22 protein-coding genes are annotated in these 18,914 nt (G+C 74.7%); 12 read left to right on the forward strand and 10 right to left on the reverse strand.

What is annotated here, in order from left to right; genetic code table 11:
* The first annotated feature begins 21 nt into the window (after positions 1-21).
* The 3 genes from ABD352_RS22015 (at position 22) to ABD352_RS22025 (ending at position 2,130) form a co-directional block, all read left to right on the forward strand.
* Positions 22-891, forward strand: coding sequence for an acyl-CoA thioesterase (locus ABD352_RS22015; protein WP_344614603.1), 870 nt, complete (start codon positions 22-24; stop codon positions 889-891).
* 4 nt (positions 892-895) lie between these two features.
* Positions 896-1,351 (forward strand): RrF2 family transcriptional regulator, encoded by a 456-nt coding sequence (locus tag ABD352_RS22020; RefSeq protein ID WP_344614328.1) that lies wholly within the window; start codon positions 896-898, stop codon positions 1,349-1,351.
* A gap of 278 nt (positions 1,352-1,629) precedes the next feature.
* Positions 1,630-2,130, forward strand: coding sequence for an NADPH-dependent FMN reductase (locus tag ABD352_RS22025; protein ID WP_344614329.1), 501 nt, complete (start codon positions 1,630-1,632; stop codon positions 2,128-2,130).
* A 310-nt stretch (positions 2,131-2,440) separates the two neighbouring features.
* Here the strand turns inward: ABD352_RS22025 and ABD352_RS22030 are convergent, their stop codons facing one another.
* Both ABD352_RS22030 and ABD352_RS22035 read right to left on the reverse strand, forming a co-directional pair.
* Positions 2,441-2,659, reverse strand: a complete 219-nt coding sequence (locus ABD352_RS22030; RefSeq protein ID WP_344614330.1) for a hypothetical protein — start codon at positions 2,657-2,659, stop codon at positions 2,441-2,443.
* Between the two features lie 57 nt (positions 2,660-2,716).
* Positions 2,717-3,172 carry an RrF2 family transcriptional regulator gene (locus ABD352_RS22035; protein WP_344614331.1) on the reverse strand — a complete coding sequence of 152 codons (456 nt, stop codon included), beginning with the start codon at positions 3,170-3,172 and terminating at the stop codon, positions 2,717-2,719.
* 141 nt (positions 3,173-3,313) lie between these two features.
* On the opposite strand from ABD352_RS22035, the gene ABD352_RS22040 reads away from it, so the two are divergent.
* The 3 genes from ABD352_RS22040 to xylB all read left to right on the forward strand — a co-directional run bounded on the left by ABD352_RS22040 (position 3,314) and on the right by xylB (position 7,179).
* The gene (locus ABD352_RS22040) at positions 3,314-4,501 is read left to right on the forward strand and encodes an ROK family transcriptional regulator (RefSeq protein ID WP_344614332.1); all 1,188 of its coding nucleotides are present in this window, start codon (positions 3,314-3,316) and stop codon (positions 4,499-4,501) included.
* 126 nt (positions 4,502-4,627) lie between these two features.
* Positions 4,628-5,788 carry a xylose isomerase gene (xylA, locus tag ABD352_RS22045; protein ID WP_344614333.1) on the forward strand — a complete coding sequence of 387 codons (1,161 nt, stop codon included), beginning with the start codon at positions 4,628-4,630 and terminating at the stop codon, positions 5,786-5,788.
* On the forward strand, positions 5,785-7,179 hold the full coding sequence (xylB, locus tag ABD352_RS22050; RefSeq protein ID WP_344614334.1) for a xylulokinase: 1,395 nt from the start codon (positions 5,785-5,787) through the stop codon (positions 7,177-7,179). The genes xylA and xylB overlap by 4 nt, the downstream gene beginning before the upstream one ends.
* Positions 7,180-7,528: 349 nt before the next feature.
* Here the strand turns inward: xylB and ABD352_RS22055 are convergent, their stop codons facing one another.
* From ABD352_RS22055 to ABD352_RS22070, 4 genes are read right to left on the reverse strand one after another with little or no spacing between them, the layout of a single operon-like run.
* Positions 7,529-7,777 carry a DUF4235 domain-containing protein gene (locus ABD352_RS22055; protein WP_344614604.1) on the reverse strand — a complete coding sequence of 83 codons (249 nt, stop codon included), beginning with the start codon at positions 7,775-7,777 and terminating at the stop codon, positions 7,529-7,531.
* Positions 7,778-7,812: 35 nt separating this feature from the next.
* Positions 7,813-8,202: a DUF3618 domain-containing protein gene (locus tag ABD352_RS22060; protein WP_344614335.1), complete on the reverse strand. Its 390-nt coding sequence runs from the start codon at positions 8,200-8,202 to the stop codon at positions 7,813-7,815.
* 44 nt (positions 8,203-8,246) lie between these two features.
* On the reverse strand, positions 8,247-8,720 hold the full coding sequence (locus ABD352_RS22065) for a phage holin family protein (protein WP_344614336.1): 474 nt from the start codon (positions 8,718-8,720) through the stop codon (positions 8,247-8,249).
* A gap of 47 nt (positions 8,721-8,767) precedes the next feature.
* Positions 8,768-10,246, reverse strand: coding sequence for an MFS transporter (locus ABD352_RS22070; protein WP_344614337.1), 1,479 nt, complete (start codon positions 10,244-10,246; stop codon positions 8,768-8,770).
* A gap of 49 nt (positions 10,247-10,295) precedes the next feature.
* On the opposite strand from ABD352_RS22070, the gene ABD352_RS22075 reads away from it, so the two are divergent.
* Genes ABD352_RS22075 through ABD352_RS22085 form a run of 3 tightly spaced genes read left to right on the forward strand, consistent with a single transcriptional unit; the run spans position 10,296 to position 12,405 of the window.
* Positions 10,296-11,042, forward strand: coding sequence for a TetR/AcrR family transcriptional regulator (locus ABD352_RS22075; RefSeq protein ID WP_344614338.1), 747 nt, complete (start codon positions 10,296-10,298; stop codon positions 11,040-11,042).
* The gene (locus tag ABD352_RS22080; RefSeq protein WP_344614339.1) at positions 11,039-11,593 is read left to right on the forward strand and encodes a hypothetical protein; all 555 of its coding nucleotides are present in this window, start codon (positions 11,039-11,041) and stop codon (positions 11,591-11,593) included. The genes ABD352_RS22075 and ABD352_RS22080 overlap by 4 nt, the downstream gene beginning before the upstream one ends.
* Positions 11,590-12,405, forward strand: a complete 816-nt coding sequence (locus ABD352_RS22085; protein WP_344614340.1) for a DUF1028 domain-containing protein — start codon at positions 11,590-11,592, stop codon at positions 12,403-12,405. Before ABD352_RS22080 ends, ABD352_RS22085 begins: the two co-directional genes overlap by 4 nt.
* Before the next feature lie 21 nt (positions 12,406-12,426).
* On the opposite strand, the gene ABD352_RS22090 is transcribed toward ABD352_RS22085, so the two are convergent.
* Entirely contained in the window at positions 12,427-13,440 is a 1,014-nt protein-coding gene (locus ABD352_RS22090) for a LysR family transcriptional regulator (protein WP_344614341.1), read from the reverse strand.
* 83 nt (positions 13,441-13,523) lie between these two features.
* Here ABD352_RS22090 and ABD352_RS22095 point away from each other — a divergent pair, with 83 nt between their 5' ends.
* The gene (locus ABD352_RS22095; RefSeq protein WP_344614342.1) at positions 13,524-14,846 is read left to right on the forward strand and encodes an aspartate aminotransferase family protein; all 1,323 of its coding nucleotides are present in this window, start codon (positions 13,524-13,526) and stop codon (positions 14,844-14,846) included.
* On the opposite strand, the gene ABD352_RS22100 is transcribed toward ABD352_RS22095, so the two are convergent.
* Entirely contained in the window at positions 14,843-15,472 is a 630-nt protein-coding gene (locus ABD352_RS22100) for a response regulator (protein ID WP_344614343.1), read from the reverse strand. The genes ABD352_RS22095 and ABD352_RS22100 overlap by 4 nt on opposite strands.
* Complete coding sequence (locus ABD352_RS22105; protein WP_344614344.1) at positions 15,465-16,598, reverse strand: GAF domain-containing sensor histidine kinase; 1,134 nt, start codon at positions 16,596-16,598, stop codon at positions 15,465-15,467. Before ABD352_RS22105 ends, ABD352_RS22100 begins: the two co-directional genes overlap by 8 nt.
* A gap of 117 nt (positions 16,599-16,715) precedes the next feature.
* On the opposite strand from ABD352_RS22105, the gene ABD352_RS22110 reads away from it, so the two are divergent.
* Both ABD352_RS22110 and ABD352_RS22115 read left to right on the forward strand, forming a co-directional pair.
* A complete protein-coding gene (locus ABD352_RS22110; RefSeq protein WP_344614345.1) occupies positions 16,716-17,372 on the forward strand; it encodes an SDR family oxidoreductase in 657 nt (218 codons plus the stop codon).
* Positions 17,369-18,370, forward strand: coding sequence for an S-adenosylmethionine:tRNA ribosyltransferase-isomerase (locus tag ABD352_RS22115; RefSeq protein WP_344614346.1), 1,002 nt, complete (start codon positions 17,369-17,371; stop codon positions 18,368-18,370). Before ABD352_RS22110 ends, ABD352_RS22115 begins: the two co-directional genes overlap by 4 nt.
* A gap of 3 nt (positions 18,371-18,373) precedes the next feature.
* Here the strand turns inward: ABD352_RS22115 and ABD352_RS22120 are convergent, their stop codons facing one another.
* A complete protein-coding gene (locus ABD352_RS22120) occupies positions 18,374-18,841 on the reverse strand; it encodes a hypothetical protein (protein ID WP_344614347.1) in 468 nt (155 codons plus the stop codon).
* Positions 18,842-18,914 lie beyond the last annotated feature (73 nt).

Consider the following 18,914-nt stretch of genomic DNA (forward strand, 5'->3'; position numbering starts at 1 on the left):
AAATTTGTCCGTGTGACCGAATTGGTGAGCGGGCAGGCCGCGGTGGACGAACTCGTCCGGCTCCTGGATCTCGAGGCGCTGGGGGACGACCGGTTCCTGGGCATCAGCCCGCCGGTCGGCCCCCAGCGCGTCTTCGGCGGGCAGGTCGCCGGCCAGGCCCTCGTCGCCGCCGCCCGCACGGTCGATCCGGGCCGCCAGGTGCACTCGCTGCACGGCTACTTCGTGCGCCCCGGCGACCCCAGCGTGCCGATCACGTACGCCGTGGAGAACATCCGCGACGGCCGCTCCTTCTCGGTGCGCCGCTCGGTCGCCGAGCAGCACGGCGAGGTGATCTTCTTCATGTCGGCCTCGTTCCACCGCGCCGAGGAGGGCCTGGACCACCACGAGCCGGCCCCGCTGGACGTGCCCCTGCCCGACGAGGTGCCGACGATGGGCGAGCGGCTGGCGGGGTACCCGGACCGGGCCGGCGTCTGGAAGCTCGTTCCCCGCCCGATCGACGTGCGCTACGTCGGCGAGCCCGGCTGGGTCCGCCCCGGCGACCGCCCGGCCGAGGACCGGCAGCGGGTGTGGATGCGCCTGGACGGCAAGCTCCCCGACGACCCGGTGCTGCACACCTGCGTGCTCACCTTCGCCTCCGACCTGACCCTGCTCGACTCGGTGCTCTCGACCCACGGCGCCGTGTGGGGCCCCGGCGGCTTCGCCGGCGCCAGCCTCGACCACGCGATGTGGTTCCACCGCCCCTTCCGCGCCGACGAGTGGTTCCTCTACGACTGCGTGAGCCCGTCCGCATCGGGCGCCCGCGGCCTGGCCACCGGCCGCATGTTCACGGTCGACGGCCGTCACATCGCCACGGCCGTGCAGGAAGGCCTGTTGCGGCGCGTGGGAGGATAGCGTCATGCGCCTTTCGGCCAGGGTTGACTACGCGCTGCGCGCCGTCGCGGAGCTGGCGGCGATTTCCGCCGACGGCAAGCTCGTGACCGCGGACCGCCTCGCTTCGGCCCAGCAGATCCCACCGAAGTTCCTGGAGAGCATCCTCCTGCAGCTGCGCCGCGGCGGCGTGGTGGTCGCCCAGCGCGGCCCGGAGGGTGGCTACCGCCTGGCCCGCCCGGCCGGCGACATCTCCCTGGCCGAGATCATCCGGGTCATCGACGGCCCGCTCGCCAACGTCCGGGGCCAGCGGCCGGAGGAGCTCGGCTACCACGGCGCCGCCTCGTCGCTGCAGGACGTCTGGATCGCCCTGCGCGCCAGCGAGCGGCTCATCCTGGAGACCGTCACGATCGAGGACGTGGTGACGGGGGAGCTGCCGGAGCGGGTTCGCGACCTCGTGGCGGATCCTCGAGCCTGGGTCTAAAGAGCCTTTTTGGCTCCGGTCCGCGTAGCCAGGGCTCCGTTGCTGCCGTCAGCGCCTGGTCTGGGTCGATCAGAGCGAAGCCTCATCGAGCCAGACTGGGCGAAGCGGTCGGCCCCTGGGGCCTTCCTGCCAGCGCCGCCGTGCCAAGATCGCCCGATAAGTCGGGCGCTGGCGCGCCACGACTTATCGGATTTTTCGCCCGACGGGGCATAGGCCCGAATCGCCCAGGCGGGAATCTCGCTATTTTCCATCGGGTTGATAGGAGATAGGATCGGCCCATGCTCGTCGTGCTCTCCGGGAACCCTCGCCCGCACTCGCGGACCCTCCACCTGGCCGAGGAGGTCGGCGCCGCGCTGGCCGAGCGCCTGGCCCAGCCGGTACCGCACACCATCGACGTCGCCGCCCTCGGCACCCGCCTCCTGCAGCCCGGTGACGGCGTCGTGCTCGACGCGATCGGCCGCCTGCAGCGGGCGAGCCTGCTGGTGGTGGCGACCCCGACGTACAAGGGGACCTACACCGGCGTCCTGAAGGTCCTGCTGGACCAGCTCCCCGCCGATGGCCTGAAGGGCGTCGCCGCCGTCACGGTCGTCACCGCCGGCGTGCGGCCCCAGGCCGAGGCCACCGAGCGGCACCTGCGGGAGCTGTTGGCCGAGCTCGGCGCCGTCCCGGTCCATCCGGGCCTCGCCGTGGTCGAGTCGGAGCTGGCCAACGCCGGTACGGCCGCCGCCGACTACGTGCACACCATCGGCGACTCGTTCGCCGCCGCGGGCGTCGCGTAGGGCGGCACCCCGGGCGTCGCATGGGACGCCGCCGCGGGCGTCGCGTAGGGCGGCACCCCGGGCGTCGCATGGGACGGCGCCGCGGGCGTCGTGTAGGACGGCACCCCGGGCGTCGTGTAGGACGGCACCCCGGGCGTCGCATGGGACGGCACGCCGGGCGTCGCGCTGGCACTCCGGGCGAGAATGCGGACAAACCAGATAAGTCGGGCGCTCCGCGCCGCGACTTATCTGACTTATAACCCGACAGGCGAAATGTCCGAAAAATCCTGATGCCGCCAGGCATCGGGATTTTTCGCGGCAAACGCCCCGGTCAGTTGCTCATCGCGGCGGCGACCAGCGAGGACGCGCCTTCGGCCGAGTCGCGCTCGCTCAGCTCGTTGAGGGACCGGGCGATGCTCACCAGCGCGTACGTCTGGGTCACCAGCAGCGTGCGGTCCATCTCGAGGTCGTCGGCCATGTCCAGCTCGGCGCGGATGCTGTGCAGGAAGCCCTCGGCCGCCTGCAGGTAGGGGTCGTGCGCTTTCGACATACCCAGAGGGTAGGTCGCCGCCTGCCTCCGGCGGCCCCGTTCCCCCAGATCAGGGGGCTAGCGGGGCTGCCAGGCGGCGGGCGGGCTGGTGAGCCGCCGGACGTGGGCCGGCATGCGGCCGCGCACCACGTCGGCGAGGCTCACCTCGTCGAGCACGTTGCGCACCGCGGCCCGCACGGCGACCCAGAGCTGCTGCAGGTGCTCGGCGGTCCCGGAGTACATGGCCTCCTCCGGCCGCACCCCGCGCACCTCCGCCAGCGGGCCGTCGACGGCGCGCAGGACGTCGCCGACCATGATCTCCGAGGGCTGGCGGGTCAGCACGTACCCGCCGTCCACGCCGCGCTGGCCCCGCACCAGGCCGGCCCGGCGCAGGTCGCCGAGCACCGCCTCGAGGAACTTGCGCGGCATCTCCTGTTCGTCGGCGAGGCCGGCGGCCGACACCACCGCCGGATACGCGGCCGCGAGCCCCAGAGAGGCCCGCACCGCATAGTCCCCACGCGCCGAGATGTGCATCGAAAGCCTGCCTTTCCGGCCGGGGTTATGGCATAGGTTGTCCGATACCAATGTAGGGTGCCCGTCCGCGGGTGATCGCCGGGGTAGCGTTGTCGGATTATGCGATCAGATGAGCCGCGGCGCGGTGCCGACCACAACGTGATGCGGGAAGTCAACCGCTCGCTCGTGCTGGCGCTGGTCAAGGAGGGCGGCCCGGTGTCCCGGGCGAGCATTGCCCGCTCCACCACGCTGGCCAAGCCCACGGTCTCGGCGATCGTGGACGAGCTCATCGCCGACGGGCTGGTCCGCGAGATCGGCCCCGGCTCCACCGCGGTGAGCGGCGGCCGGCCACCGATCCTGCTGGAGTTCAACGCCCGCTCCCAGCTCGTCGTCGGCGTGCACATCGGCGCCCGGCGCACCACGATCGCCATCGGCGACGCCGCGGGCGAGGAGGTGGCCCGCCGCGAGTTCCCCACGCCGCGGCCGGCCGGGCCGGACGTGGTCCTGCGCCTGGTCGCCGAGGAGGTGCGGACCGCGATCGCCGGCGCCGGCCTGCCGGGCGCGAAGATCGCGGCCGTCGGCGCCGTGCTGCCCGGCCTCACCGACTTCCACGCCGGGGTCTGCCTGCTGGCGCCCAACCTGGGGTGGCGCGACGTGCCGGTCCGGGACGTCCTCGCGGCCGAGCTGGGCGCTCCGGTGTACGTCCACAACGCCGGCCAGGCCGCCGCCGTCGCCGAGAACCTTGAGGGCGCGGGGGAGCGGGCCGGGGACCTGGCGCTGCTGTACGCCGGCACCGGCCTGTCCGCCGGCGTGCTCTCCGACGGCCGGGTCTTCCACGGCGTCGGCGGCACGGCCGGGGAGATCGGCCACAACGCCGTGCCCGGCATCGAGGAGCCCTGCAACTGCGGCAACGTCGGCTGCCTGGAGACGGTGGCGTCCGGCCCGGCGATCGTGCGCGCGGCCCAGCGCGCCCTGGCCGCGGGCGAGCCCTCGGCGCTGGCCGGGCTCGACGGCTTCGACGCCCGGGACGTGGCGGCGGCCGCGCAGGCGGGCGACTCGCTGGCCGGCCGGGTGATCGCCGACGCCGGCGAGCACCTCGGGCTGGCGGCGTCGTGGCTCATCAATGCGTACAACCCGGCGCTCGTCGTCGTCGGAGGGGGCCTCGCCGCGATCGGGGACCTGCTGCTCGACCCGCTGCGGGCGGCCGCCGCCCGGCATGCCCTCGCGCCGGCGCTGCGCGGTGTGGAGATCCGCGCCTCGGTGCTCGGCCCCGACGCCGAGGTGCGCGGCGCGGTGCTGCTGGCCTTGCAGCACTCCGAGACGTACTACCGGGTGGTCTTCCGAGCCTGAGGCGAACCCCGCGACGGCGGCCCAAGATCCCTGCGTACCGAGGTTAGTTCTTTTCTTGAACTAACCTCGGTCCGAGCGTAGCCTGGGGCCCACATCCGCCAACACCCGTCCGCGAAGAGGTACTTCATGAACGATTACCAGCCCAGCCGCGAGGACAAGTTCTCCTTCGGGCTGTGGACCGTCGGCTGGCAGGCCCAGGACGTGTTCGGCGGGCCGACGCGCGCGCCGCTGGACTCGGTCGAGGCCGTGCACCGGCTCTCCGACCTCGGCGCCGCCGCGGTGACGTTCCACGACGACGACCTGTTCCCGTTCGGCAGCGACGACGCGACCCGCGACAAGCTCATCGGGCGCTTCAAGGACGCGCTGAGTGAGACGGGCCTGCGGGTGGAGATGGTCACCACCAACCTGTTCAGCCACCCGATCTTCAAGGACGGCGGGTTCACCTCGAACGACCGCGCGGTCCGGCGGTTCGCCCTCAAGAAGGTGCTGCGCAACATCGACCTCGCCGCCGAGCTCGGGGCGGAGACCTACGTGCTGTGGGGCGGGCGCGAGGGGGCCGAGTCCGGCGGGGCCAAGGACGTGGCCGCCGCGCTCGACCGCTACCGCGAAGGGCTCAACCTGATCTGCGCCTACGTGCGCGACCAGGGGTACGACATCCGCTTCGCGCTCGAGCCGAAGCCCAACGAGCCCCGCGGCGACATCCTGCTCCCCACCATCGGCCACGCCCTCGCGCTCATCGCGACGCTCGAGGAGCCCGACCGCGTGGGGCTGAACCCCGAGGTCGGCCACGAGGAGATGGCCGGGCTGAACTTCGCGCACGGCATCGCCCAGGCGCTGTGGCACGGCAAGCTCTTCCACATCGACCTCAACGGGCAGCACGGCCCGCGCTTCGACCAGGACCTGCGCTTCGGCGCCGGCAACCTGCGCGGCGCGTTCTGGACCGTCGACGTGCTCGAGAACGGCGGGTACACCGGCTACCGCCACTTCGACTACAAGCCGCCGCGCACCGAGGACTACGACGGGGTGTGGGAGACCGCCCGCGCCTGCATGCGCAACTACCTCATCCTGCGTGACCGGGTCCGCTCCTTCCGGGCCGACCCGGAGGTGGCCGAGGCGCTGGCGGCGGCCCGGGTGGAGGAGCTCTACGAGCCCACCCTGGCCGAGGGCGAGACCATCGAGTCGCTGCGCGCCGAGGAGTTCGACGTTGACAAGCTCGCCGCCCGCGGCGGCGCGTTCGAGGTCCTCGACCAGCTGGCCATGGAGCACCTGCTCGGGGTGCGCTCATGACGCTCGTCGCCGGGGTGGACACCTCCACCCAGTCGACGAAGGTCATCGTGTGCGACGCGGACACGGGCGCGGTCCTGCGGGAGGGCCGCGCCGCCCACCCTGACGGCACGGAGGTCGCCCCCGAGCACTGGTGGCGCGCCTTCCAGGAGGCGACCGCCGGCGGGTTGCTCGACGGGGTGGCCGCGATCGGCGTCGGCGGTCAGCAGCACGGCATGGTCCTGCTGGACGAGGCCGGCAACGTCGTCCGCGACGCGCTGCTGTGGAACGACACCCGCTCCGCCGGTGCGGCCGACGACCTCGTCGGCGAGCTGCCCGGCGGCGCGGCCGGCTGGGCCGAGGCGGTCGGCCTCGTCCCGGTGGCCAGCTTCACCGTGACCAAGCTGCGCTGGGTGGCCCGGCACGAGCCCGAGGTCGCCGCCCGGGCCGCGAGCGTCGTCCTGCCGCACGACTGGATCACCCACCGCCTCCGCGCGGACGCCGGCGACGGCCCGACCACGGACCGCGGCGACGCCTCCGGCACCGGGTACTGGTCGCCGGCGACGGGGCAGTACCGGCCCGACCTGGTGCGCCTGGCGTTCGGCCGGGACCTCGCGCTGCCCCGGGTCGCCGGGCCGGCCGAGGTCGTCGGGGAGACCGCGGGCGGCGCGCTGCTCGCCCCCGGCACGGGCGACAACATGGCGGCGGCGCTCGGCCTCGGCCTGCGCCCCGGGGACGTGGTGGTGTCGCTGGGCACGTCCGGCACGGTGTTCGGGGTCAGCGCGGCCCCCGTGGCCGACGCCAGCGGCACGGTGGCCGGCTTCGCCGACGCCACCGGCCGCCACCTGCCGCTCGTGTGCACGCTCAACGCCGCCCGGGTGCTGACCGCGGCCGCCGACCTGCTCGGCGTCCCGCTGTCCCGCCTGGACGAGCTGGCCCTGACCGCCGAGCCGGGCGCGGGCGGCCTCACGCTGCTGCCCTACCTCGACGGGGAGCGCACGCCCAACCTCCCGGCCGCCCGCGGCCTGCTCAACGGCCTGACCCGTGCCAACGCCGGGCCGGCCAACCTGGCCCGCGCGGCCTACGAGGGCATGCTCTGCGGCCTGGCCGACGGGCTCGACGCGGTCCGCGCGGCCGGCGTGCCGGTGGAGCGGGTCCTGCTCATCGGCGGCGCCGCGGCCTCGGCGGCGGTGCGGGCCATCGCGCCGGCGCTGCTCGGGATGCCGGTCACGGTGCCGGATCCGGGGGAGTACGTGGCGCTCGGCGCGGCCCGCCAGGCGGCGTGGGCGCTGCGGGGCACGGACGAGGCCCCGGCCTGGCCGCTCGCCGGGGCCGAGGTCACCGCCGCGCCGGCGGAGGGCATCCGCAAGGTGTACTCCGAGGTGCGCGACCGCGCCCAGGCGCTCCTGCGGTGAGGTGACGTCCCGGGGCTCCGGCGCCGGGTCGTCCGCCAACGCACCCGGCGCCGGAATCCCGCGCACCGGACCGTTCCCTCGGACGGTCCGATGCAGGATCACGTCTTCGCACCACCGAATCTGCCCCGCCCGGGTTGCCCGCCGTGGTACCGCCGCGGAGTGCGTTCGTTGCGAGCCGCCCGGCCGCGGGCACCGAAAGGGGCCCCGCCGCCGCGGAGTGCGTTCGTTGCGAGCCGCCCGGTCGCGGGCACCGAAAGGGGCCCCGCCGCCGCGGAGTGCGTTCGTTGCGGCCGCGGGCACCGAAAAGGGCCGCCCGCCGCAGCGGGAGGCCCTCGTCGTCAGCGCCCGTTCAGTCCGGCCAGTCGCCGGTGAGGCGGCGCACGCCGGCCGCGCCGCCGCGGTCGATCGCGGCCCTCACCACGGCGAAGATGGCGCCCTGGAGCGCGGCCGCGGCGAGGACCTCGCCCCAGCCGTACTCGGTCGACGTCGCCTCCGGGGCCTCGTCCTCGCCGGCCAGGCGCCGCCAGATCTGCTTGAAGACGAACCCCGCCGCGATACCGCCCGCGATGCCGAACGCGATGCTGAACGGCTTGTACATCAGCTTGTTCACGTGCACCCTCCAGCGGCTGCCGGTCAGTCGTTGCGGTGGTTGCGGTAGCCGATCATCGCGGCCAGGATCAGCAGGGCCGAGCCGACCACCCACGGCGCCGGGCGCTCGCGGGCCGAGCGGACCAGGCGGCGCATGCCCTCCTCCAGGCTCTGCCGCGGGTGGGTGCGCAGCTCGCGCCCCGCGTAGGCGGCGTTCACGGCCACCTGCTGGACGCCCTCGCGCATGCGCAGCTTGGCGGCGGTGACCGAGGAGTGCATGGCCTCCTGGGCGCGCGCCTTCACGTCGGCCTTGGCGGCGAGGGCCTCCACGGTCTGGCCCAGCTCGGCGCGGGTGCGGGCGATCTCCGCCCGCAGCATCTCCGGGTCGAGCGGCCTGTGACCGTCGTGTCCATTGTGGCCATTGAGATTTGGCATGTGCTCCCCTGAACCGGCGCGACCGTGCGCGGATTCCGTGGCGGTCATCGGTGTCCCCCATGCTTCGCGGAGGTGGTGATGGTGTCGATGTCGGCCTTGACCCCGGCCACCGTCTCCGCCGGCACCGGCGACCCGGCCTTGCGGACCTGGCCCCGGCCGAGCAGGGCGAGCAACCCGGCCACGGCGAAGAGCACGACGCCGATGATGAGCGCGGACAGCCACACCGGCATCACAGTGGCCAGGGCGGCGATGACCGCGGCGAGCAGGGCGCCCACGCCGTACAGCGCGACCAGGCCGGCGCCGCCGAACATGCCGAACCCGACGCCGGCTCGCTTGCCCTTCTGGGTCAGCTCGAGCTGGGCGAGCTTCAGCTCGTCGCGCACCAGCGTGGAGATCTGCTCGGAGGCGAGCCGCACGAGCTCTGCCGTGGACCGGTCATTCACGGGCGTCACCGGGCCGGTGATCGGGCTCTGTACGCGCGGCGCGGTGGCCGGGCGGTTGTTCAGCGTGTACGTCATGGCTTCTCCTCTCGCCGCACTTCCCTGATTCCCCGCCGTAGGCTGGGCTAACCCGCAACTCCCGCCACATTGACCCCCGCCGAAACATCGGTCACAGTGCCCTCGCCGGGAGCCCCGTCCTCGCGGGCTCTGGCGGGCAGCAGGAAGCACAGCCCGCCGGCCAGCGTAAGCAGCCCGAGCTCCAGCCACAGCACCCGCTCGAAGGAGCCGGTGAACGACGACGGGTTCACCCAGGAGAAGAACGCGGTGCCGAGGACGGCCACGCCGATCGCCCCGCCGATCTGCTGGGCCGCGGTCAGGGTGCCCGAGGCCGAGCCGACCTCGTGCTCATCGACGGCGGCGAGGACGAGGTCGAAATACGGGGCCATGGAGGCGCCCATGCCGACGCCGAGCAGCAGCAGGGCCGGCACCAGAGGCCACGGCGTCGCCGGGCCGCCGGTGAGGGCCAGGGTGGCCAGCAGCGCGCCGACGGAGAGGGCCACGACCCCGGTGCCGGCGACGAGCAGCCGCCGCCCGCCGAGGCGGCGGCCCAGCGCCTGGGCCGCGACCGCGCCCACCGCGGTGCCGAACGCCCACGGCGACTGCGACAGGCCGGCGCGCAGTGGGGTGTAGCCGAGGCCGGACTGGAGATACACGCTGAGCACGAGGGTCAGGCCCATCAGCCCGGCGAACAGGATCAGCCCGACCACCAGGCCCGCGTTGAAGCGCCGCTTGGCCAGCAGTGACGGCTCGACCAGGGGGCTGCGCCCGGCCCGCGCCCGGCGCCGCTCGTAGAGCTGGAACGCCGCGAGCGCGGGCAGCGAGGCCGCCATGGCCGCCCAGCACCACCACGGCCAGCCCAGCTCGCGCCCCTGCACCAGCGGGAAGACGAGCAGCAGCAGCGCGGTGCCGAGCAGCGCGGTGCCCGGCAGGTCGAGGCGCGGGGCGTCGCGGTCGGCGGGCTCCCGCGGCAGCACGAAGGCGGCGCCGGCCAGCGCGGCCACGCCGACCGGCAGGTTGACCAGGAAGATCATCCGCCAGCCGGTGCCGAAGAGGTCGGCGTCGACGAGCACGCCGGCGAGGATCGGGCCGCAGACCGCCGACAGCCCCATCACCGGGCCGAACGCGCCGAACGCGGCGCCCAGCTTCTCGGGCGGGAACGCGGCCTTGATCAGGCCCAGCCCCTGCGGGATCAGCACCGCGCCGAAGAGACCCTGCAGGACCCGGGCGGCGACCAGCCAGGCCGGGCCGGGGCTCACGGCGCACAGCAGTGACATGAGCGTGAAGCCGGCCGCGCCGACCAGGAACATCCGGCGGCGGCCGAAGACGTCGCCGAGGCGGCCGCCGGTGACGAGGCCGACGGCGAACGCGAGCGTGTAGCCGGCGGCGAGCCACTGCAGGAACGCGGTGCCGCCGCCGAGGTCGGCGCGGACGGACGGGCCGGCGATGGCGATGATCGTGGCGTCGAGGAGGTCCATGACCTCCGCGGCGAGGACGACGGCGAGGACGGCCCAGGGCATCTGTTTCGAACGCTGTTCGTGAGGCACGAACATCGTTCTACGTGCGAACGGTGTTCGTGTCAAGTAGGATTGCCGGGTGCCGTCACCCGCCATCCCCGCCCCACCGTGGCGGGCGCCGAAGAAGACCCCGGCCGCCCGCCAGCCCCTGAGTGCCGAGGCGGTGCTGAGCACGGCCCTGCGCCTCGTCGACCGCGACGGGCTCGACGCGCTGAGCATGCGGCGCGTGGCCCAGGAGCTCGGCACCGGCGCCGCTTCGCTGTATGCGTACTTCGCCAACAAGGACGAGCTGCTCGAGCAGCTCCTCGACCGGGTCATCGGCGACATCCCGCTGCCGTCGGCCGCCGCGCCCGACTGGATCGCCGAGGTCAAGCGCAGCTGCTACGCCAGCCGCGATGTCTTCTGCACCCACCGCGACCTCGTCAAGATCGCCCGTGGCAGCATCCCGATCGGCCCCAACTCGCTGCGCTACACCGAGGCGATGCTGGCCGTGCTGCGCGGGGCCGGCATCCCCGACCGCATCGCCGCCTGGGGCATGGACCAGCTGTCGATGGTCATCGTCGCCGACGCCGCCGAGTCGGCCGCGCACACCGAGCGGGGCCACGGCACGGAGGCGGACAGCGCGTCGTACCTCAGCCAGGTCCGCGACTACCTCGCCGCCCTGCCCGCCGACGAGTTCCCCAACCTCGTGGCCATGGCCCCGGCGATGATCGAGGGCAGCGGCGACGAGCGGTTCTCGTTCGCCATCGACCTCATGGTCGACGGGCTGGCCCGCCACGCCCGCGCCGACCTGCGCGACTACGCACACGACGGCGGGGCCGCGTGACCGCCATCGTCGGCCTCGTGCACCGGGGCACCGTCTATATCGGCGGCGACAGCGCCGGGGCGTCCGGCTGGAGCCTCACCGTCCGCGCCGACAGCAAGGTCTTCCACAACAACGGGTACCTCTTCGGCTTCACCACCTCCTTCCGGATGGGCCAGCTGATCCGGTACTCCCTGAAGCCCCCGAAGCCGGTCGGCGACCTGGACCGGTTCATGGCCACCAAGTTCATCGACGCCGTCCGCGAGTGCCTCAAGACCGGCGGCTGGGCCCGCCGCGACAGCGAGCGCGAGGAGGGCGGCACCTTCCTGGTCGGGGTCAAGGGCCGCCTCTTCACGGTCCACGACGACTACCAGGTGGCCGAGGCCGCCGACGGGTACGCCGCAGTCGGCGTCGGCGACGAGATCGCCCTCGGCGCCCTCTTCGCCACCGCCCAGTCCCGCATGAGCCCGCAGCGGCGCGTCGAGACCGCGCTGCGCGCCGCCGAACGGTTCAGCGCCGGCGTCCGCGGCCCCTTCGTCTGTCTGTCCCAACCCCCGGGAGTGAGCGCGGAATGACCTTCTCGATCGTCGGGCGCTCCGCCGACGGGCAGTCCCTCGGCGTCGCCGTGGCCAGCAAGTTCCTCGCCGTCGGGGCCGCCGTCCCGGCCGCCGAGGCCGCCGTGGGGGCGATCGCCACGCAGGCGTTCGCCAACCTGGCGTACCGTCCCCAGGGCCTCGCCCTCCTGCGCACCGGCACCGCCGCCGCCGACGCGGTGGCCGGCCTCGTCGCCGCCGACCCGGGCCGGGCCAGCCGCCAGCTCGGCCTGGTCGGCCCGACCGGCGACGGCGCCACCTACACGGGCGACGAGTGCTTCGACTGGGCCGGCGGCGTCGCCGGCGACGGGTACGCGATCCAGGGCAACATCCTGGCCGGCCCGGCCGTGGTCGCCGAGATGGAGCGGGCCTGGCTCGCCGGGCCCGGGCTGCCGCTGGCCCGCCGCCTGCACGCCGCCCTGGCCGCCGGGGACGCCGCGGGCGGGGACAGCCGGGGCCGGCAGAGCGCCGCGATCCTGGTCGTGCGCCCGGGCGCCGGATACGGCGGCCTGAGCGACGTCGAGCTCGACCTGCGCGTCGACGACGACCCGGACCCGGTGACCCGGATCGGGTCGCTGATAAGCCTCTGGGAGCTGTACTTCGGCAAGCCCGACCCTGCCACGCTGCTGCCCCTGGAGGGGGAGCTGGCCGGCGAGGTGCGCGACCGGCTGGCCGCGCTCGGCCACGCCGACCTGGCCGCCTGGGCCGGCATCGAGAACCTCGAGGAGCGGCTCGTCGACGGCGCCATCGACCCGCTGGTGCTGGCCCAGCTGCGCGCGGCCCAGCCCAAGTAGTCGAGCCCAGGCAGCCCGGGGTCATCGCCCCGGGCGGCGGGCCGTCTCCGTGAGGGCCGCCAGCAGGGCGGTCACCGGCGGGCGGCTCGCGGCCGTCGAGCGCACCGCCGCCGTGATGCGCCGCTGCAAGGGCTCGCGCAGCGGGTGCGCGGCCACCTCGTAGCGCGGGTCCACGGCCAGCTCCGGCAGCAGCGTCACGGACAGGCCCGCCTCCACGTGGGCGAGGAGCGGACCGTACGAGGCGAAGAGCGCCCCGATGTCCGGCTCGAACCCCGCCCGCCGGCACGCCCGCGTGATGAGCGTGTGCGTCCACGTCCCGGGCCGCTCCGCCGACCACACCGCCCCGGCGTGGGACGCCAGGTCCACCGGGCCGGCGTGGGACGCCAGGTCCACCGGGCCGGCGTGGGACGCCAGGTCCACCGGGCCGGCGTGGGACGCCAGGTCCACCGGGCCGGCGTGGGACGCCAGGTCCACCGGGCCGCCGGACGGCGGGGCGGAGGCGGCGGTCACCAGCACGATCCGGTCCGTGGCCAGCGAGGTGTGCCGCACGTCGTCGTCGACCGGGAACGAGCCGTCGAAGAGGTCCGCGGTCACCACCACGTCGCACTCGCCGCGGCGCAGGGCCGGCAGGCTCTCCGACGGGTCCAGCTCCCGCACATCGACCCGCAGGCGGGGGTGGCGGCGGCGCAGGAGCAGCGCGGCGGCCAGGACGAAAGTGTTGGCGGCGCTGGTGAAGGCGCCCACGGTGATCCGGCCGGCCGGGGCGCCGGCGTCGTCCAGCGCGGCCACCTCGGCCCGGGCGGCGTCCATCTGGTCGAGGATCGCGCGGGCGTGCCGGGCCAGGGTCTCGCCCGCCCCGGTCAGGCGCAGGCGCCGGCCGGCCCGCTCGAACAGGCGGGCGCCGGCCTCCCGCTCCAGCACCGCGAGCTGTTGCGAAACCGTGGACGGGCTCAGGTGGGCGGCCCTGGCCACCGCGCGGACCGTGCCGAGCGAGGCCAGGTCGCCGAGCAGCTTCAGGCGCCAGGGGTCGAGCACGAGAACACTGTACGACGGAACCGGACAAGCTGTGCGGGAATGTGTGCTGGAGATGGACACCCGGCGCGTCCTACCGTCGGGGCATGACGGACTTCTGGAGCGACGTCGAGCGGCACGTGGTGCGCTACGGCGGGGCGTTCACGCCGGAGATCATCGCCCGGGCCGAGGGCAGCCACGTGATCACCGAGGACGGGCGGCGCATCCTCGACTTCACCTCGGGGCAGATGAGCGCCATCCTCGGCCACGCGCACCCGGAGATCGTGGCCACCGTGCGGCGCCAGGTGGCCGAGCTCGACCATGTGTTCAGCGGCATGCTGTCGCGGCCCGTGGTGGACCTGTCCCGGCGGCTGGCCGAGTCGCTCGGGGCGGCCCAGGACGCGATCGACCCGGCGGCCGACCGGCTGGAGAAGGTGCTGCTGCTCACCACCGGGGCCGAGTCCAACGAGGCCGCGCTGCGCATGGCCAAGCTCGTCACGGGCGGCCACGAGATCGTGTCGTTCGCGCGGTCGTGGCACGGGATGACGCAGGCCGCGGCCGGGGCCACGTACAGCGCCGGCCGCCGCGGCTACGGCCCGGCCGCCCCCGGCAACTTCGCCATCCCGGTGCCCAACGCCTACCGGCCCGACTTCACCACCCCGGACGGGCAGCTGGACTGGCAGCGCCAGCTCGACCACGCGTTCGAGCTCTTCGACGCCCAGTCCGTCGGCGCGCCGGCCGCCTGCCTGGTGGAGCCGATCCTCAGCTCCGGCGGCGTGATCGAGCCGCCGATGGGGTACCTCGCCGCGCTGCAGCGCAAGTGCCGGGAGCGCGGCATGCTGCTCATCCTCGACGAGGCGCAGACCGGGCTGTGCCGCACCGGCACGTGGTACGCCTTCCAGCGCGACGGCGTGGTGCCCGACATCATCACGCTGTCCAAGACGCTGGGCGCCGGGCTGCCGCTCGCCGCCGTGGTCACCACCGCCGCGATCGAGCAGGCCGCGCACGAGCGCGGGTTCCTGTTCTACACCACGCACGTGAGCGATCCGCTGCCCGCCGCGGTCGGCAACACCGTGCTCGACATCCTCGAGCGGGACGGCTTCGACCAGCGCACCGCCAAGCTCGGCGACCAGCTGCGGCGCGGGCTGCTCGAGCTGCGCGACCGGCACGACACGGTCGGCGACGTGCGCGGGCGCGGGCTGCTGCAGGGGCTCGAGCTCGTCGCCGACGGCGGGGCCAAGGGGATCGGCTCCGACCGGCTCGGCGCCGAGGTGACCCGCCGCTGCCTGGAGCTCGGGCTGCACATGAACGTGGTGCAGCTGCCGGGCATGGGCGGGACGTTCCGCATCGCGCCGCCGCTGACCAGCAGCGAGGAGGAGATCGCGCGCGGCGTGGAGATCCTGGACCAGGCGATCACCGAGGCGAGCTAGTCCAGGCCCGTGCGGACCGCGTACAGGGCGGCCTGGGTGCGGTCCTGCACGCCCAGCTTGGTCAGGATCGCGCTCACGTGGGTCTTCACGGTCTTCTCGGCCAGGCCCAGGGCGCGGGCGATCTCGCGGTTGGAGCGGCCCCGGGCGACCTCGGCCAGCACCTCGCGCTCCCGGGCGGTGAGGTGCGTGGCCTCGGGCGGCGGGCCGGCCTCGGCCAGCAGGCGGGCCACGTCCGGGTGCAGCAGGACGTGGCCGGCGTGCACGGCGCGGATGGCGGCGGCCAGCGCGGGCGGGTCGATGTCCTTGTACACGTAGCCGGCCGCGCCCGCGCGCACCGCCGGGAGGACGGCGGCCGGCTCGGTGAAGCTCGTGATGACGAGGACCCGCCCCGAGAAGCCCGCGAGGTCGCGCAGGTCGTGCAGGGCCGCGATGCCGTCGCCGCCCGGCATGCGCAGGTCCAGCAGGATGACGTCGGGGTCGGTGCGGCGGGCCTCGGCCACGCACGACGCGCTGTCCTCGGCCTCGCCGACCACCTCGATGTCGTCCTGCAGGTCCAGGAAGGTGCGCAGGCCTTGCCGTACCACGGGATGGTCATCGACGACGAGGACCCGGATCGGGTCAGGCACCCGGCACCTCCAGCGTGACGACCGTGCCCTCGCCCGGCGCCGAGCGGACCAGCAGGCGGCCGCCCACCGCGCGGGCGCGCTCGCGCATCGAGGCCAGGCCGAGCCGGGGCTGTGCGGGCGCGGCGCCCCGCACGTCGAAGCCCCGCCCGTCGTCGGCCACGGTCAGGACCACGCCCGGGCCGGCCCGGCGCAGCTCGACCGCGACCCGCGCGGCCCCCGCGTGCCGCAGCGCGTTGTGCAGGGCCTCCTGGGCGATCCGGTACGCGGCCTCCTCGCGCGCGGCGGGCAGCCGCGGCACGGCGTCGGCGGCGAACGAGACCTTCGCGTCGTGCACCCGGTCCAGCAGGTCGGCCTGGCGCTGCAGTGCGGCCGGCAGCCCGTCGCCGGCCAGGTCGACCGGGCGCAGGCCGTCCACAATGGACTTGAGCTCGGCCGTGGCCTCCGCGGCCAGGCGGCGCACCGTGTCCAGCTCGGCGGCGGCGCGGGCCGGGTCGCGGGCCACCAGCGCGGCGGCCGCCTCCGCGGTCAGGCGCAGGCTGAAGAGCTTCTGCGTCACCGCGTCGTGCAGCTCGCGGGCGATGCGCTGGCGCTCCTCCACGATGGACAGTTCCCGGCCGCGCTCGTAGAGGCGGGCGTTGACGATGGCGATCGCGGCGTGCGCGGCCAGCAGCTTGAGCAGCTCCTGGTCGTCGGCGTCGAAGCCGGCCGGGGAGGACTGCTTGTTGGCCAGGAAGATCTCGCCCAGGATCTCGGTGCCGTCGACGATCGGCATGCCGAGGAAGTCCACCATCTCCGGGTGGGCGGCCGGCCAGCCCTCGAACCGCGGGTGGGCGCGGATGTCGGCCGAGCGCACCGGCGTGGGGTCGCGCAGCATCGCGCCCAGCAGGCCGTGCTGGCGCGGGATCGGGCCGATCGCGCGCCACTGCTCGTCGGTGAGGCCGTCGGCCAGGAACTCGCGGAACGAGCCGCTGCCGTCGGGGATGCCCAGCGCCGCGTACTGGGCGCCGAGCAGCCGCCGCGCCGCCGAGACGATGGTCTGCAGGACCTCGCGCACCGAGAGGTGGGCGGTGACGGCCAGCACCGCCGCGCTCACCTCGCGCAGCTCCTCGCGATCGCAGCCGGCCACGCTCTCCACGGTACCGATGCCGGCTCCTGGTCTTGAAGGACCTAGGACCAAGGACCTAGGCGCCGCCCCGTCCGCGGCCCGATGGCACGCGCCCGGGCGCTCCATAGCGTCGGAAGCATGGAACGCAACAGCACCGCCATCGTCACCGGCGTCTCGCGCGGGCTCGGGCGGGCCATCGCCGAGGCGCTCACGGCCGAGGGGTGGACCGTGGTCGGCGACGGGCGCACGCTCACCGGCGAACCGAAGCACGGGCTGGTCCCGGTGCCCGGCGACGTCACCGACTCGTGGCACCGCGCGCTGCTCGTCGAGACCGCGCTGGAGACCGGGCGGCTCGACCTGCTCGTCAACAACGCCGGCATCCTCGGGCCGAGCCCGCAGCCGGCGCTGGCCGACTATCCGCTCGACGCGCTGCGCGACGTGCTCGAGGTCAACCTCGTCGCCCCGCTCGCGCTGACCCAGCTGGCGCTGCCGGCCCTGCGCGAGCACGGCGGCGCGGTCGTCAACGTCAGCTCCGACGCCGCCGTCGCCGCCTACCCGGGCTGGGGCGGCTACGGCGCGGCGAAGGCGGCCGTGGAGCAGTTCAGCAACGTGCTCGCGGCCGAGGAGCCGAAGGTGCGGGTCTGGTGGGCCGACCCCGGCGACCTGCGCACCCAGATGCACGCGGAGGCGTTCCCGGGCGAGGACATCAGTGACCGGCCGCTGCCCGAGACGGTCACCCCGGCGCTGCTCGAACTGCTGCGGCGGCGACCGGAGTCGGGCCGGGTGCGGCTGTGACCGCCGCGGTCGACTTCGAGCTGCCGGCCCGGCTCGAGGCCCACGAACCGCCGGAGGCGCGCGGGCTGGCCCGGGACGAGGTGCGGCTGCTCGCCGGCCGCCCGTCCGGGGTGTCGCACCACCGCTTCGCCGAGCTGCCCGCGCTGCTGCGGGCCGGGGACGTGCTGGTGGTCAACACCTCCGGGACGCTGGCGGCCTCGGTCGGCGTCGTGGGCCTGCCGATGCGGCTGCACTTCTCGACGCGGCTGCCCGACGGGCGGTGGGCGGTCGAGGTGCGGGGCCGGGACCTGCGGCCGCTACCGGGGCGGGCCGGGGTGCTGCGGCTGCCCGGCGGGGCGAGCGTGACGCTGGAGGAGCCCTACACGCGTGGGCGGCTGTGGACGGCCACCGTGCGCGCGCCGCTGCCCGTCCCCGACTATCTGCGGCGCTACGGCCACCCCATCCGCTACCCGTACGTGCGCCGCGAGTGGCCGCTGTCGGCGTACCAGACGGTGTTCGCGACCGTGCCCGGCAGCGCCGAGATGCCCAGCGCGGCCCGCCCGTTCAGCGAGCGGGTGGTCACCCGGCTCGTCGCGGCCGGCGTGCAGTTCGCCCCGCTGCTGCTGCACACCGGGGTGGCCTCGCCGGAGGCGCACGAGCGGCCGTACCCGGAGTGGTTCTCGGTCCCGGCTGCGACCGCGCGCGTGGTCAACGACGCCCGGGCGGCCGGCGGCCGGATCGTCGCGGTGGGCACGACGGCGGTGCGGGCCCTGGAGAGCGCCGTCACGGACGGGACCGTCACGGCCCGCGAGGGCTTCACCGACCTGGTGATCACCCCATCCCGGGGCGTACGCGTCGTCGACGGCCTGCTGACCGGCTTCCACGAGCCGCGGGCGTCGCACCTCGACCTGCTGGCCGCGGTCGCCGAGCCGTCGACGCTGCGCGAGTGCTACGCCGAGGCGCTGCGCCACGGCTACCTGTGGCACGAGTTCGGCGACGTGAACCTGCTGCTGCCCTGAGGCCTAGACGTCGTGCGTCTCGGCGCGGGCGATCTCGGTGAAGGCCAGCTCCAGGTAGCGGGCGAAGGGCCGCTGCTGCAACAGGTCCGCGATGAGCAGCGGGGCGTTGCGGGCCAGCGCGACCGGCGTCAGCGGCGACTCCTCGTCCGTCTGGATGCCCAGCGCCCCGACCAGCAGCGTCACCATCACCTGCGGGTCGACCTCCTGCCAGGCCGCGGCCTCGCGCACGGCGTGCTCCAGCGCGGCCCGCACGTCGTCGCCGTCCAGGCCGTCCGGGTGGCGCTCCTCCAGCAGGGTGCGCACCACGGCGCCCAGCACCCGGCCGGTCTGCTCCGGGTCGAGGGCGGCCAGGCGCTCGGCCGCGGGCGGGAACGCCTCCGCGTCCCGGGCCGTCGCGGCGGCCACGGCGTCGGTGGCGGCGACGGCGATCGCGCGGGCGGCGGGTGGCAGGTGGCGCCAGGTGGTGGTCACCCGACGAACATAGGGCATTGACGGGGGCCGGTCCCGGCGTGTGGCGGCAAGACTAGGTCGCGCACGATTGAAT

The sequence above is a fragment of the Dactylosporangium salmoneum genome (assembly GCF_039532525.1).
GTDB lineage: Bacteria > Actinomycetota > Actinomycetes > Mycobacteriales > Micromonosporaceae > Dactylosporangium > Dactylosporangium salmoneum.